At 56.2% G+C, this 12,928-nt stretch carries 14 protein-coding genes and 1 riboswitch; of the genes, 5 read left to right on the top strand and 9 right to left on the bottom strand.

Annotated elements, in window-relative coordinates:
* Together EH164_RS03020 and nudF are read right to left on the bottom strand one after the other, a co-directional pair.
* Window positions 1–423, bottom strand: coding sequence for a DUF1249 family protein (locus EH164_RS03020; RefSeq protein ID WP_023480711.1), 423 nt, complete (start codon window positions 421–423; stop codon window positions 1–3).
* Window positions 420–1,052, bottom strand: coding sequence for an ADP-ribose diphosphatase (gene nudF, locus EH164_RS03015; protein WP_124967242.1), 633 nt, complete (start codon window positions 1,050–1,052; stop codon window positions 420–422). Before nudF ends, EH164_RS03020 begins: the two co-directional genes overlap by 4 nt.
* 206 nt (window positions 1,053–1,258) lie before the next feature.
* Here nudF and tolC point away from each other — a divergent pair, with 206 nt between their 5' ends.
* The 3 genes from tolC to EH164_RS03000 all read left to right on the top strand — a co-directional run bounded on the left by tolC (window position 1,259) and on the right by EH164_RS03000 (window position 4,688).
* Window positions 1,259–2,698 (top strand): outer membrane channel protein TolC, encoded by a 1,440-nt coding sequence (gene tolC, locus EH164_RS03010; RefSeq protein ID WP_124967241.1) that lies wholly within the window; start codon window positions 1,259–1,261, stop codon window positions 2,696–2,698.
* Between the two features lie 143 nt (window positions 2,699–2,841).
* A complete protein-coding gene (locus tag EH164_RS03005; RefSeq protein WP_124967240.1) occupies window positions 2,842–3,522 on the top strand; it encodes a DUF1190 family protein in 681 nt (226 codons plus the stop codon).
* A gap of 5 nt (window positions 3,523–3,527) precedes the next feature.
* Window positions 3,528–4,688, top strand: coding sequence for a glutathionylspermidine synthase family protein (locus EH164_RS03000; RefSeq protein WP_124967239.1), 1,161 nt, complete (start codon window positions 3,528–3,530; stop codon window positions 4,686–4,688).
* Window positions 4,689–4,737: 49 nt separating this feature from the next.
* Here EH164_RS03000 and EH164_RS02995 read toward each other — a convergent pair whose 3' ends face one another.
* The 4 genes from EH164_RS02995 to ygiD form a co-directional block, all read right to left on the bottom strand.
* Entirely contained in the window at window positions 4,738–6,024 is a 1,287-nt protein-coding gene (locus EH164_RS02995; RefSeq protein WP_023481023.1) for a TRAP transporter large permease, read from the bottom strand.
* Between the two features lie 18 nt (window positions 6,025–6,042).
* Window positions 6,043–6,552, bottom strand: a complete 510-nt coding sequence (locus EH164_RS02990) for a TRAP transporter small permease (RefSeq protein WP_124967238.1) — start codon at window positions 6,550–6,552, stop codon at window positions 6,043–6,045.
* Between the two features lie 53 nt (window positions 6,553–6,605).
* Window positions 6,606–7,583 carry a TRAP transporter substrate-binding protein gene (locus EH164_RS02985; RefSeq protein ID WP_094422140.1) on the bottom strand — a complete coding sequence of 326 codons (978 nt, stop codon included), beginning with the start codon at window positions 7,581–7,583 and terminating at the stop codon, window positions 6,606–6,608.
* Between the two features lie 305 nt (window positions 7,584–7,888).
* Complete coding sequence (gene ygiD / locus EH164_RS02980) at window positions 7,889–8,677, bottom strand: 4,5-DOPA dioxygenase extradiol (RefSeq protein WP_124967237.1); 789 nt, start codon at window positions 8,675–8,677, stop codon at window positions 7,889–7,891.
* A gap of 196 nt (window positions 8,678–8,873) precedes the next feature.
* Here ygiD and zupT point away from each other — a divergent pair, with 196 nt between their 5' ends.
* The gene (gene zupT, locus EH164_RS02975) at window positions 8,874–9,650 is read left to right on the top strand and encodes a zinc transporter ZupT (protein WP_124967236.1); all 777 of its coding nucleotides are present in this window, start codon (window positions 8,874–8,876) and stop codon (window positions 9,648–9,650) included.
* Between the two features lie 8 nt (window positions 9,651–9,658).
* Here the strand turns inward: zupT and EH164_RS22540 are convergent, their stop codons facing one another.
* The gene (locus EH164_RS22540; protein WP_164483593.1) at window positions 9,659–9,832 is read right to left on the bottom strand and encodes a hypothetical protein; all 174 of its coding nucleotides are present in this window, start codon (window positions 9,830–9,832) and stop codon (window positions 9,659–9,661) included.
* Between the two features lie 197 nt (window positions 9,833–10,029).
* Complete coding sequence (gene ribB / locus EH164_RS02970) at window positions 10,030–10,683, bottom strand: 3,4-dihydroxy-2-butanone-4-phosphate synthase (protein WP_094422144.1); 654 nt, start codon at window positions 10,681–10,683, stop codon at window positions 10,030–10,032.
* Between the two features lie 105 nt (window positions 10,684–10,788).
* Window positions 10,789–10,938, bottom strand: a riboswitch (FMN riboswitch).
* Between the two features lie 122 nt (window positions 10,939–11,060).
* Between ribB and EH164_RS02965 the strand changes: the two genes are divergently transcribed.
* Window positions 11,061–11,405: an accessory factor UbiK family protein gene (locus EH164_RS02965; RefSeq protein WP_124967235.1), complete on the top strand. Its 345-nt coding sequence runs from the start codon at window positions 11,061–11,063 to the stop codon at window positions 11,403–11,405.
* Window positions 11,406–11,454: 49 nt separating this feature from the next.
* Here EH164_RS02965 and hldE read toward each other — a convergent pair whose 3' ends face one another.
* A complete protein-coding gene (gene hldE / locus EH164_RS02960; protein ID WP_124967234.1) occupies window positions 11,455–12,885 on the bottom strand; it encodes a bifunctional D-glycero-beta-D-manno-heptose-7-phosphate kinase/D-glycero-beta-D-manno-heptose 1-phosphate adenylyltransferase HldE in 1,431 nt (476 codons plus the stop codon).
* Window positions 12,886–12,928: the final 43 nt, after the last annotated feature.

Raw genomic sequence — 12,928 nt, 5'->3', positions numbered from 1 at the left:
CTAACAAACCGGAATCGCCATTGCTCCATGTGCTAAACAGTAACGCAGCCAGTCGGCCAGAAACTGGTTAATTTGATGCTTTTCGTCGCGTTGATGCAACTTTTTATTGGGGTAATCATACCGCGCTTTAAATCGAAAGATCTGCTGGCTCGAACACACTTCGGCCACCATCGCATCGTGATACAGGCGCACTGTCATTGAGGGCAGGCTCCAGTAGCTGACGGCAGGCGCGGTCTGTTCGATCTCCACAAGCGTAGTGTAGCGGGTGGATTCAACAATCGTTAATCGGTACTGCGCATTGGTCACCTGATAACTTACCGCTTCACCCGCCTCGTCATTACGCGGTAGCAGGCGGCGCAGCTGGGCGAAATTGGTTTCGCACAGGCGCATCATTTCCGGGAAGTCAGGTGTGTAACGCTTCATTTTTTCCACTCGTTTTTTAAGCTCTCATAATGCAGCTGCAGCCATTGCAAGGCGATGACAGACGCTGCGTTGTCAATTGTCCCCTCTTCTACCCACTGGTAAGCCTGTTCCCGGCTCACCACATGAACACGAATATCTTCGTTTTCATCCACCAGACCATGAATACCTGAGGCCTGTGTGGCATCCACTTCACCAACCAATACGGCAGTGCGCTCGCTGGTACCGCCCGGGCTTGCCAGGTAGCTCAGCATCCTTTTCACGCGTCCGACCGCTAAACCGGCCTCTTCATCCGCTTCACGCCGTGCGACCTCTTCGTCCGACTCGCCCACTTCGATCATGCCGGCAACCATCTCCAGCAGCCACGGCGTGTCGCTGGTATCAAATGCTGCAATGCGAATCTGTTCGATCAGCACAACTTCGTCGCGCACAGGGTCATAGGGTAGCAAGACTGCGGCGTGACCGCGTTCAAAAATTTCACGCTGCACTTCGCCGCTCATTCCGCCATTAAAAAGACGATGGCGAAAACGATAGCGAACGAGCGAAAAAAAACCGGTGTAGAGTGTTTCCCGTGCAATAATTTCTACATCATTTTTTGTGAAAGTGACGATGGATGAGTCTGGCTTATTCATTGGCGGCATCTCATATGAAGTGATGATAAATCGGTGGATTTTCAAGCCTGTTTTACGCGTGTTTCAAGCGCTATGTGTTAGATTGATGCAAATTTATGCCGATGGCACGTTACGCCAAGCTTTCGCGGTGCGTACTTCTGGTAGAATCTGCGATTATTTTTCCAATTTAGATCAGCGCTAGTACTGCTTCACAACAAGGAATGCAAATGAAGAAATTGCTCCCCCTCTTTATCGGCCTGAGCCTGACCGGTTTCAGTGCGATGAGCCAGGCAGAAAACCTGTTACAGGTTTATCAGCAGGCGCGTTTAAGCAACCCGGATCTGCGTAAATCCGCCGCCGACCGCGATGCCGCCTTCGAAAAGATCAATGAAGCGCGTAGCCCGTTACTGCCTCAGCTTGGTTTGGGGGCAGACTACACCTATACCAACGGTTTCCGCGATAGCCAGGGCGTCGATTCCAGCGTAACCAGCGGTTCACTGCAATTAACGCAGACCATTTTTGATATGTCGAAATGGCGCGCGCTGACTTTACAGGAAAAAACAGCCGGGATTCAGGATGTCACCTGGCAGACCGACCAGCAGACGCTGATGCTAAACACCGCAACTGCCTACTTCAACGTGCTGAGCGCCATCGATACGCTCTCCTACACCGAAGCGCAGAAGCAATCTATCTATCGCCAGTTAGATCAAACCACCCAGCGTTTTAACGTTGGCCTGGTGGCCATCACCGATGTGCAGAACGCCCGCTCACAGTATGACACCGTGCTGGCGAACGAAGTTTCCGCGCGTAACGCGCTGGATAACGCAGTGGAGACACTGCGCCAGGTGACCGGTAACTACTATCCGGAGCTGGCGTCGCTGAACGTCCAGAGCTTTAAGACCGACAAACCGCAGCCGGTGAACAACCTGCTGAAAGAGGCGGAAAAACGTAACCTGACGCTGTTGCAGGCGCGTTTGAGCCAGGATCTGGCGCGCGAGCAGATTCGCCAGGCGCAGGATGGTCATTTGCCGACCCTCGGTTTAACTGCCTCGACCGGCGTGTCGAACTCCTCCTACAGCGGTTCCAGAACGCGTAACAACTCGCAGTTCAGCGACTCCGACGTCGGTCAGAATAAAGTCGGCCTGAGCTTCTCCCTGCCGCTCTATCAGGGTGGCCAGGTAAACTCGCAGGTCAAACAGGCGCAGTATAACTTCGTTGGTGCCAGCGAGCAGCTGGAGAGCGCGCACCGCAGCGTGGTGCAGAACGTTCGCTCCTCCTTTAATAACGTCAACGCCTCCATCAGCAGCATCAACGCCTACAAACAGGCGGTGGTCTCTGCGCAGAGCTCTCTTGATGCGATGGAAGCGGGCTACTCGGTCGGTACACGCACCATTGTTGACGTGCTGGATGCCACCACTACGCTCTACAACGCGAAGCAGCAGCTCTCAAGCGCTCGTTATAACTACCTGATTAACCAGCTTAATATTAAGCAGGCGCTCGGTACGCTGAACGAGCAGGATCTGGTGGCGCTTAACGGTGCGCTGGGCAAATCCATCTCTACTGCGCCAGAGAGCGTGGCACCGGAGAACCCGCAGCAGCAGGCTAAAGTTGAGAACTTCGGCGCGGATGCACAACCCGCCGCCGCACGTACCGGCCTGACGCGTTAAACATCTGCTATACATCACGGGGGCACACAGCCCCCGTTTTTACGTAAGGCAACGTAAAGGCCTTCCCGCCTCGCTTTAACTTCGCTCCCCCATCCTCTATCCTGATCGTTTATTCATGCCTTTGGGTCCACAGGAAGATAACAATGAAACGGACAAAAACTATTAATCATGCGATGTTCCGCAAAAGCTGGAGCGCACGTCATTTAACACCTGTCGCGCTGGCGGTCTCCGCCGTGTTTATGCTGGCAGCCTGTGAACAAAATGACGAAACAGTTTCCATGTACCAGAACGCCGATGACTGCTCCTCGGCGAATCCGGGTAAAAGCGCGGAGTGTAAAGCCGCGTACAACAATGCTTTAAAAGAAGCCGAACGTACCGCGCCGAAATACGCGTCGCGCGAAGATTGCGTAGCGGAGTTTGGCGAAGGCCAGTGCCAGCAGGCGCCCGCTCAGGCAGGCGTGGGTGCTGCGGGCACAGAAAACCAGGCGCAGAACCAGTCCAGCGGCAGCTTCTGGATGCCGCTGATGGCCGGTTACATGATGGGCCGCTTAATGGGCGGCGGCGCGGGCTTTGCTCAGCAGCCGCTCTTCAGTTCGCGTAACCCGGCAAGCCCGGCTTACGGTCAGTACACCGACGCCTCCGGTAAAGGTTACGGCGCAGCGCAGCCGGGCCGTACCGCAACGGTGCCCAAAACCGCGTTAGCACCGAAACCAGCGACCACTACCACCGTAACCCGCGGCGGCTTTGGTGAATCTGTCGCTAAACAGAACACCATGCAGCGCAGCAGCGCGTCCGGCACCTCCAGCCGTTCAATGGGTGGCTGACGTCGATGGAAAGAATCAGCATTAGCGAGCGCCCGGACTGGCGCGAGAAAGCGACGGAGTACGGCTTTAATTTTCACACCATGTATGGCGAGCCCTACTGGTGTGAAGATGCCTACTACAAACTGACGCTTGCCCAGGTTGAGAAGCTGGAGGATGTCACCGCCGAGCTGCACCAGATGTGCCTGCAGGTGGTAGAGAAGGTCGTTGCCAGCGATGAGCTGATGACCAAATTCCGCATTCCAAAACACACCTGGGGCTTTGTGCGCCAGTCGTGGGCCACGCGTCAACCTTCGCTCTATTCACGTCTCGATCTCGCCTGGGATGGCGTCGGTGAGCCTAAGCTGCTGGAAAACAATGCCGACACGCCGACCTCGCTGTACGAAGCGGCCTTCTTTCAGTGGATCTGGCTCGAAGATCAGCTCAACGCTGGCAACCTGCCGCAGGGCAGCGATCAGTTCAACAGCCTGCAGGAGAAGCTTATCGCGCGCTTTGCAGAACTGCGCGAGCAGCACGGCTTCCAGCTGCTGCACTTCACCTGCTGTCGCGACACGGTAGAGGATCGCGGTACCGTGCAGTATCTCCAGGATTGCGCGGCCGAAGCGGAGCTGGCCTCCGAGTTTCTCTATATCGAAGATATTGGCCTGGGTGAAAAGGGACAGTTTTCCGATCTGCAGGATCAGGTGATCGGCAACCTCTTCAAGCTCTATCCGTGGGAATACATGCTGCGCGAAATGTTCTCCACCAAGCTGGAAGATGCCGGTGTGCGCTGGCTGGAGCCGGCCTGGAAGAGCATTATCTCCAACAAGGCCTTGCTGCCGATGCTGTGGCAGATGTTCCCGGATCACCCGAATCTGCTGCCAGCCTGGTTTGCCGATGAAGATCATCCGCCGATGGAGAAGTATGTGGTGAAGCCGATCTTCTCCCGTGAAGGTGCCAATGTCTCGATCGTTGAGAACGGCAAAACCGTCGAGTCGGTGGAGGGCCCGTACGGCGAAGAGGGGATGATCGTGCAGGAATTCTACCCGCTGCCGAAGTTTGGCGACAGCTATACGCTGATTGGCAGCTGGCTTATCAACGATCAGCCTGCCGGCATCGGCATCCGCGAAGATCGGGCGCTGATCACCCAGGATCTCTCCCGCTTCTACCCGCATATCTTTGTCGAATAAGTAAAAACCCGGCCATCAGCGCCGGGTTTTTTATTCTCACAGGCTCAGCTTACATCACGCCAAACAGCTTCGGCAGGAAGAGTGAGATGGCCGGAATATAGGTCACCAGCAACAGCACCACGAACAGAATGGCGTAGAAAGGCAGCATCGCCTTCACCACCTGCTCGATTTTCTGTTTACTCACCGCGCTGGCGACAAACAGCACCGATCCCACCGGCGGCGTAATCAACCCAATCCCCAGATTGACCAGCATGATCATACCGAAGTGCACCGGATCGATGCCCAGCGCATTGGTCACCGGCAGCAGTACCGGCGTCAGGATCAGGATCAGCGGTGCCATATCCATCAGCGTGCCGAGCAGTAACAACATGATGTTAATGCACATCAGAATCACATACTTGTTGTCAGAGAGCTGGGTAAACGCCTCAGTGATGCGGCCCGGCAGCTGCATATAGGTCATCACCGCACCGAAGGCCGAGGCGAAGCCAATCAGGATCATCACGATAGTGACGGTTTTCACCGTGCGGTACATCAGCTTCGGCAGCTCGGACCATTTGTAGTCACGATAGATAAACATGGTGACGAAAAAGGCCCACAGACAGGCGATCGCCGCCGATTCGGTGGCAGTAAAGATGCCGGAGAGAATGCCGCCCATGATGATCACCACGGTCATCAGCCCCCACAGCGTATCGGCAAAGATCTTTAACGCCTGGCGAAACGGCACGCGCTCCCCTTTCGGATAGCCGCGCTTGTGGGCAAAGACCACGCACATCACCATCAGGGTAAAGCTGAGCAGCAGGCCTGGCAAAATCCCGGCGATAAACAGCGCCGCGATGGAGACGGTTCCCCCCGTCGCCAGCGAGTAGATCACCGAGTTGTGGCTGGGTGGTGTGAGGATCGCCTGCACCGATCCGCTGGCGGTAACGGCGGCAGCGAAATCGCGCGGGTAACCCTTTTTATCCATTTCCGGGATCATCACCGAGCCAATCGAGGCGGTATCTGCCACCGACGATCCCGAAATGGCACCGAAAAAGGTCGAAGCGACGATATTCACCAGCGACAAGCCGCCGCGGATAAAGCCGACAAAGATATAGGCAAAGTTGACCAGCCTGCGGGCAATGCCGCCCTCCGCCATAATCGCCCCGGCCAAGATAAAGAACGGGATCGCCAGCAGTGAGAATTTATTCACGCCGTTGGTCAGCTGGATCATCACCGCTTCCAGCGGAATATCGATATACCACGCGCCGAGTACCGCGCTAATGCCGACCGCATAGGCGACCGGCACGCCAATCGCCAGCATAATGGCGAGCGTAAAGACCAGAATAAATGCATCCATAAAGGTTCCTTACCGGAGTCAGCTCGACGAGCCGAGCATCACCACCGGACGGTGGTACTGCGCGCCAAAAAGCATCTTCTCGACAATAAACAGAAGGGTGATCGCAGAGCCTATCGGCAGCGGTAAATAGCTCTCTCCGGCAGTAAAGAGCGGGAACTCTGCCACCGGCTGCTCCCACAATTCGGCGCACAGCGTCGCGCTGTACCAGAAGATAAAGAGGCTGATAGCCATCAGCATCAGATCCGCCAGCAGGAAACAGATCTTACGCAGTGGTTCGCTTAAGCGGTCGGTCATCATCGTGACGGCGATATGCGATCCGGCGCGGTAGCTCACGGCAGCGCCGATAAAGGTAAAGGTCACCATGCAGATGATCGCCACCGGCTCCGGCCAGGAGAGTGCGCTGTTCAACACATAGCGGGCGAAAATCCCTATGGGGATAATCACGACCATCACTAACAGTGCAATACCGGCCACCCACATCGAGAGGCGATAGAGAATATCCATTAACAACGAATAGCGTTCTGCCATAACGGTTTTCCCGGTAGAAGTCGCAAACGGGCAGGCGAACCTGCCCGGCCAGCTTACTGCACGTCCTGAATACGCTTAATCAGATCCTGGTGCGCATTACCGTACTTATCGCGTACCGACTGCGTGGCATCGTAGAAAGCTTTGGTGTCGATATCGTGGAACTGCACCCCGCCCGCTTTCATCGCCTGCAGCGACTTCTCGTTATAGGCTTTCCACAGCTCGCGCTGCTCCACCTGCGCCTCTTTCGCCAGCTTCAGGATCAGCTCCTGATCCTCTTTTTTCAGCTTGTCCCACTTGGCTTTTGAGAAGAGAAACAGCTCGGGAATAATGAAGTGTTTGCTCCAGGTATAGTTCTTCACTACCGGTAAATAGTTGTGCGCCACAAAGGTCGGCGGGTTGTTCTCCGTGCCATCAATCACCCCGGTCTGCATGCCACTGAAGACTTCGCTCACCCCCATCGCCACCGAGTTCGCCCCCATCGCTTTCAGGGTATCAAGCGCAATCGGGCTGCCCTGCACGCGGATTTTCATCCCCTTCAAATCTTCCGCTTTCGTGACCGGCGCTTTGGTGATGAGATTGCGCGTGCCGGCATCCATCCAGCCGAGGAAAATCAGCCGCGATTTGCTGCTCGCAGAGAGCCGGTTGCCAATCTCCTGGCCAATCATGCCGTCGAGCACTTTGTGCATATGATCCTCATCGCGAAAGATATAGGGCAGTGTGAAAACGTTAATCTCCGGCAATATCGCCGCCACCGGCGTCATCGAGACGCGAATAATATCGATCGCGCCGATTTGCGCCTGCTCAATCACCTGTTTCTCATCACCTAATACGCCGCCGGGAAAGGTTTTAATTTCCAGCCGGCCATCGGTAGCTTTACTTAATTTCTCCCCCATATGTTTTACCGCCACGACATTGGGGTAATCCGCCGGGTGAACATCGGCGGCGCGAAACGTTTGTGCAAGGGCGGTATGCGACATAAAGAGCAGAGCGGAACCGATCGAAAGAGTCAGAAAACGTTGTGCAGAGTTCATATTGCCGGATCTCCAGAGGTTTGATTTTTGGCACAAAAAAAACTGCCGCGAGCAGAAAGCACGTGGCTGGGAGTCGAGAGTAGTTATGGGTATGAGAACAGGACAATCAGAAGAGTAGTTACTGGTGAGAATTTGCGCGACGATGGGGTTCACAAAAAAACACCAAATTCAGCACGGCGTTTCATTTTTGCAGAACAGATCTTTTTATTTTCATAAAAACCCCGGTTCAGAGGCGTTTTTTTGCGATCTTTCTCCGGTTTCCGCGATTAGGGCACAAAAAAATGGCGCATTGCGCGCCATCGTTTTTACCCCACCTGCACCGACAGCATGCTGATGGAAGCCATCTCCATCCCCTCGACGGGGATCGACAGCGGCTCGCTGCCATCCCATGCGCCAAGCACATAGAGCAGCGGCAGGAAGTGTTCCGGCGTCGGATTGGCGAGCGAACCGCTTTCATGGTCGAGATAGTTGACCAGCGGATGCTGCTCGACCGGCCCCTGCCACGTCAGGTTCTGCTTCACAAAATCGTTGAAGCCGACTGCCCATGCAAAGGGCGTGGTGTCACCGTGCCAGCGCGCCGTGCGCAGGTTGTGCACCACGTTACCGCTGGCGACAATCATCACCCCTTCATCGCGCAGCGCGGCAAGTTTGCGCCCCATCTCCATATGCCACGCCGCCGGTTTGGTGCTGTCGATACTGAGCTGCACCATCGGAATATCCGCATTGGGGTACATCTTGATCAGCACGCCCCAGGAGCCATGATCGAAGCCCCAGGCTTCATGATCGAGCGTCACCGGCAGCGGTGAGAGCAGATCCACCAGCCTCTCTGCCAGCGCGGGCGAACCGGGCGCGGGGTAATGCACGTCGTGCAGCGCCTGCGGGAAACCGCCGAAATCATGGATCGTTTGCGGTGCCTCCATCGCCGTTACGCCAGTGCCGCGCGTAAACCAGTGCGCGGAGATCGCCACGATCGCTTTCGGACGCGGCAGCGTATCGCCCAGTTTTCCCCAGGCGCGGGTATAGACGTTATCCTGCAGCGCATTCATTGGATTGCCATGCCCAAGAAACAGCGCGGGCATACGAGGTGCAGACATGAGGATATCCTTACAGAAGATGCCAATATGATGAAAGCAGGTTACGCTTTTTCTCAGGGGGATGAACTCAGATAAGCATGATGAAGATCGTCAGTAATTTTGAATGTAAGGAATAGGTAAAAGTGCCGTGGCTGCCTCGCTTTTCCGCAGGCGAAAACTTACATTAATGAGAATGATTATCATAAAGGAGCGATGTATGTCAGTCCCGTTGATTCTGACCATCCTGGCGGGCGCCGCCACGTTTATTGGCGCCATTCTGGGCGTTATCGGCCAGAAACCTTCCAACCGCGTACTGGCGTTTTCACTCGGCTTTGCCGCCGGGATTATGCTGCTTATCTCGTTAATGGAGATGCTTCCCGCCGCGCTGGCAACCGAAAGTATGCCGCCGATGCTCGGTTACGGCATGTTTGTTGTTGGCCTGCTCGGCTACTTTGCGCTGGACCGCCTGCTGCCCCATGCCCATGCGCAAGATTTAATGCAGGGCTCGCAGGAAGCGTTGCCGCGCGGCATTCGCCGAACCGCTATTCTGCTGACGCTCGGTATCAGCCTGCACAACTTCCCGGAGGGGATCGCCACTTATGTCACCGCCAGCAACGATCTGGAGCTGGGCTTTGGCATCGCTTTTGCCGTGGCTTTACACAATATTCCTGAAGGACTGGCGGTCGCAGGCCCGGTTTACGCGGCGACCGGCTCGAAACGCAGCGCGGTGATGTGGGCCGGTATTTCCGGTTTAGCAGAGATTCTGGGCGGCGTGCTGGCGTGGCTGATTCTTGGCAGCCTGGTCTCGCCGGTGGTGATGGCGGCGATTATGGCGGCGGTCGCCGGGATTATGGTCGCGCTGTCGGTGGATGAGTTAATGCCGCTGGCAAAGGAGATCGATCCCAACAACAACCCAAGCTACGGTGTGCTGTGCGGCATGTCGGTGATGGGCTTAAGCCTGGTCGCCCTGCAGGCGCTGGGCTTCGGCGGTTAACGGCTGCGTTATTTGGTCTGCCCCGCGCGCTGAAATCTTTTCAGCTCCGCCTGCGCGCGCTGATAGCCCTCGTAAACGGCGTCGCGCTCGTGGCGGCAGGCCCTATAACGGCGTCGTAGGGTGTGAACATAACCAACCACCAGCACCACGACGAACAGTAACCAATACCAGGAAATAAACACGGCGCCTCCGCAAATAAACCTTCGCAAAAATAATAGGTTAGCTTCGGCGTGTTCGTGCCGCAGCGACTACCACTTTATAAGTAGGAAGGGTTAATAGCAATGCGCAACGCCTGTAAGCACACCAAACTTTGACCTGGCGCAGGCAAAAAAAAATCCGACGCCGCTGGCATCGGATTTTCTCTGCTGAACGCTCGCCGTTAGCTGGCTTTGCGCTCCAGATCCTGGCGGTAAGCCACCAGGTCTTCAATCGTTACGACAGCCATATTGTGCTGCTTCGCAAAGGCGATGCACTCCGGCGCGCGCGCCATCGAGCCATCATCATTGGTTAATTCGCACAGCACGCCGGCCGGTTTAAAGCCCGCCAGCGACACTAAATCGATGGTCGCTTCGGTGTGGCCACCGCGGGTCAGTACACCGCCCTTTTGCGCGCGCAGCGGGAAGACGTGGCCGGGACGGTGCAGATCGGACGGTTTGGCATCGTCAGCAATCGCAGCGCGCACGGTGGTCAGGCGGTCAGCGGCGGAAACGCCGGTGGTCACGCCGTGTGCTGCTTCGATGGTGACGGTAAAACCGGTGCCGAAGGCGCTGGTGTTGTTCTCTACCATCATCGGCAGGTCGAGCTGTTTACGACGCTCGTCGGTCAGGCAGAGACAAACAATGCCGCTACCGTGACGAATGGTGAGCGCCATCTGCTCAACGGTCATGGTTTCGGCGGCGAAAATCATGTCGCCTTCGTTCTCACGGCTCTCATCATCGAGAACCATCACACCACGCCCTTCGCGCAGGGCGGCAAGCGCCAGTTCAACGCGATCGAAAGCGGTGCCAAAAGAGGAAAGTAGCGTCTGATTCATGGTAAAAGACCTCAATAAGATTATGGTTACCAGAATCAGGGCAGTCTTAGGAGTGTCATTAAACGACCAAAAATAACGCGAGCGGGCACCTTTGCCCGGCAGAATCGTTACTCTCTCCCATCCGGACTTTAACCGTCGGCCCCGGAATTACACCGGATCTGCTGACCTTCAAACCGAAGTCTGAAGCGCTCGCGGGCTTTCAGCGTACGCTGATTTACCGCCGGTGGGGAATTTCGCCCCGCCCTGAGAATAAGCGCGATAACTATAACGCCAATGATAACGGCGGGCAATGCATAAGCTTCAAACAATTCTGGTTTATCACCTGCGGTTATCACACTACAATAATTAGCTGAGCCCATCCGAGCAGGGAACCGAAAATGATTGATCCGAAGAAAATTGAACAGATTGCACGACAGGTTCACGAATCCATGCCGAAAGGGATCCGTGAGCTTGGCGAAGACGTTGAGAAGAAGATTCGCCAGGCCTTGCAGGGGCAGTTAACCCGCCTTGATTTGGTCAGCCGGGAAGAGTTCGATGTGCAGACGCAGGTTCTGCTGCGCACCCGCGAAAAGCTGGCGCTGCTGGAGCAGCGTCTGAACGATCTGGAAAACCGCGGCTCCTCCGCTGCCAGCGCGCAACCGGCTTCCGCGCCAGTTGTGGCTTCTGAGGTAACGGAGATAAAACCGGCACCGGCGATCCCGCCCGTGGACGATACGCCGTAATAAAAAACGGGCCGCAAGGCCCGTTCTGCTTTACCGAGTTAACCGCCGTTTACTGGCTGTTTTTCTGGATCTTTTTGATGATATTGGTGGTTGAGCAACCATCTTCGAAGTTGAGCACCAGCACTTCACCGCCGTTCGCCCATACCTCTTCGCTACCAGCGATTTGATCCGGCTTGTAATCCCCGCCTTTCACCAGCTTATCTGGCAGAACGCCAGCAATCAGACGCTGCGGCGTATCCTCTTCAAATGACACCACCCAGTCCACGGCTTCCAGCGCGCTCAGCACAATCATGCGCTGCTCAAGCGGGTTGACCGGACGCGTCTCGCCTTTCAGGCGTTTGGTCGAAGCATCGCTGTTGACCGCAACAATCAGGCGGTCGCCGAGCTTGCGCGCGTTCGCCAGGTAAGAGACATGCCCGGCGTGGAGAATGTCGAAGACGCCATTGGTCATCACCACTTTTTCACCGCGTTTACGCGCGGCGGCAACGGCCACTTTCAGCTCCTCTTCGCTCATCACACCGAAGCCGGTTTCCGCACGACCGCGCACGGCATTTTCCAGTTCAATCGGGGATACCGTTGAGGTGCCGAGTTTACCAACCACCACACCGGCGGCAGCGTTGGCAAAGAAACAGGCCTCTTCCAGCGAGTTACCCGCCGCAAGCGTTGCCGCCAGCACGCCAATCACCGTGTCGCCTGCGCCCGTCACGTCATAGACTTCCTGCGCCTGAGTCGGCATATGCAGCGGCGCTTTGTCCGGCTGCAGCAGAGTCATCCCCTGCTCGGAGCGGGTCACCAGCAGCGCTGAGAGATCGTAATCGGCGATCACTTTCATGCCGCGCTCAACGATCTCCTCCTCACTCTTACATTTGCCCGCCACCGCTTCGAACTCGGAGAGATTCGGCGTCAGCAGCGTTGCGCCGCGATAGCGCTCAAAATCGGTCCCTTTCGGATCGATCAGCACCGGTACACCGGCTTTACGCGCCAGCGCAATCATCTGCTGAACGCTGTTAAGCGCGCCTTTGGCGTAATCGGAGAGCACCAGCGCGCCAATCGAGCCCAGCGCCTGGTTGATGCGCTCATGCATTGGCTGCGGATCGACGCCATCAAACCCCTCTTCAAAATCGAGGCGGATCAGCTGCTGGTTGCGTGACAGCACGCGCAGCTTGGTGATGGTCGGGTGAGTCGGAACAGAAACAAAGTCGCAATTGACGTTAACGTCCGCCAGCGCCTTGCTCAGCGCGCGCGCCGCATCATCAATGCCGGTCAGGCCGACCAGGCGCGCGGATGCGCCCAGCGAGGCAATGTTCATCGCCACGTTCGCCGCGCCGCCCGGACGCTCTTCAATGGTGTCAACTTTGACCACCGGCACCGGCGCTTCCGGGGAGATGCGGCTGGTTGGACCGTACCAGTAACGATCCAGCATCACATCGCCCACCACCATCACACCGGCTTGTTTAAACTCTGGCAGCGTAACTTTCATTCCTGTCTCCTGAGAGATACAAAATTTGCGCGCGATGATAGCA

The sequence above is a fragment of the Kosakonia sp. CCTCC M2018092 genome, assembly GCF_003864115.1.
GTDB classification, from domain to species: Bacteria; Pseudomonadota; Gammaproteobacteria; order Enterobacterales; family Enterobacteriaceae; genus Kosakonia; species Kosakonia cowanii.
This window is presented reverse-complemented; position numbering and strand designations above follow the sequence as displayed.

Bases quoted from the DNA above. Each gene is read 5' to 3' on its own strand.
- EH164_RS02995 (WP_023481023.1), bottom strand. From the start codon at position 6,024: ATGGATGCATTTATTCTGGTCTTTACGCTCGCCATTATGCTGGCGATT.
- EH164_RS02990 (WP_124967238.1), bottom strand. From the start codon at position 6,552: ATGGCAGAACGCTATTCGTTGTTAATGGATATTCTCTATCGCCTCTCG.
- EH164_RS02985 (WP_094422140.1), bottom strand. From the start codon at position 7,583: ATGAACTCTGCACAACGTTTTCTGACTCTTTCGATCGGTTCCGCTCTG.
- tolC (WP_124967241.1), top strand. From the start codon at position 1,259: ATGAAGAAATTGCTCCCCCTCTTTATCGGCCTGAGCCTGACCGGTTTC.
- ribB (WP_094422144.1), bottom strand. From the start codon at position 10,683: ATGAATCAGACGCTACTTTCCTCTTTTGGCACCGCTTTCGATCGCGTT.
- nudF (WP_124967242.1), bottom strand. From the start codon at position 1,052: ATGAATAAGCCAGACTCATCCATCGTCACTTTCACAAAAAATGATGTA.
- EH164_RS03000 (WP_124967239.1), top strand. From the start codon at position 3,528: ATGGAAAGAATCAGCATTAGCGAGCGCCCGGACTGGCGCGAGAAAGCG.
- EH164_RS03020 (WP_023480711.1), bottom strand. From the start codon at position 423: ATGAAGCGTTACACACCTGACTTCCCGGAAATGATGCGCCTGTGCGAA.
- zupT (WP_124967236.1), top strand. From the start codon at position 8,874: ATGTCAGTCCCGTTGATTCTGACCATCCTGGCGGGCGCCGCCACGTTT.
- hldE (WP_124967234.1), bottom strand. From the start codon at position 12,885: ATGAAAGTTACGCTGCCAGAGTTTAAACAAGCCGGTGTGATGGTGGTG.
- ygiD (WP_124967237.1), bottom strand. From the start codon at position 8,677: ATGTCTGCACCTCGTATGCCCGCGCTGTTTCTTGGGCATGGCAATCCA.
- EH164_RS03005 (WP_124967240.1), top strand. From the start codon at position 2,842: ATGAAACGGACAAAAACTATTAATCATGCGATGTTCCGCAAAAGCTGG.
- EH164_RS02965 (WP_124967235.1), top strand. From the start codon at position 11,061: ATGATTGATCCGAAGAAAATTGAACAGATTGCACGACAGGTTCACGAA.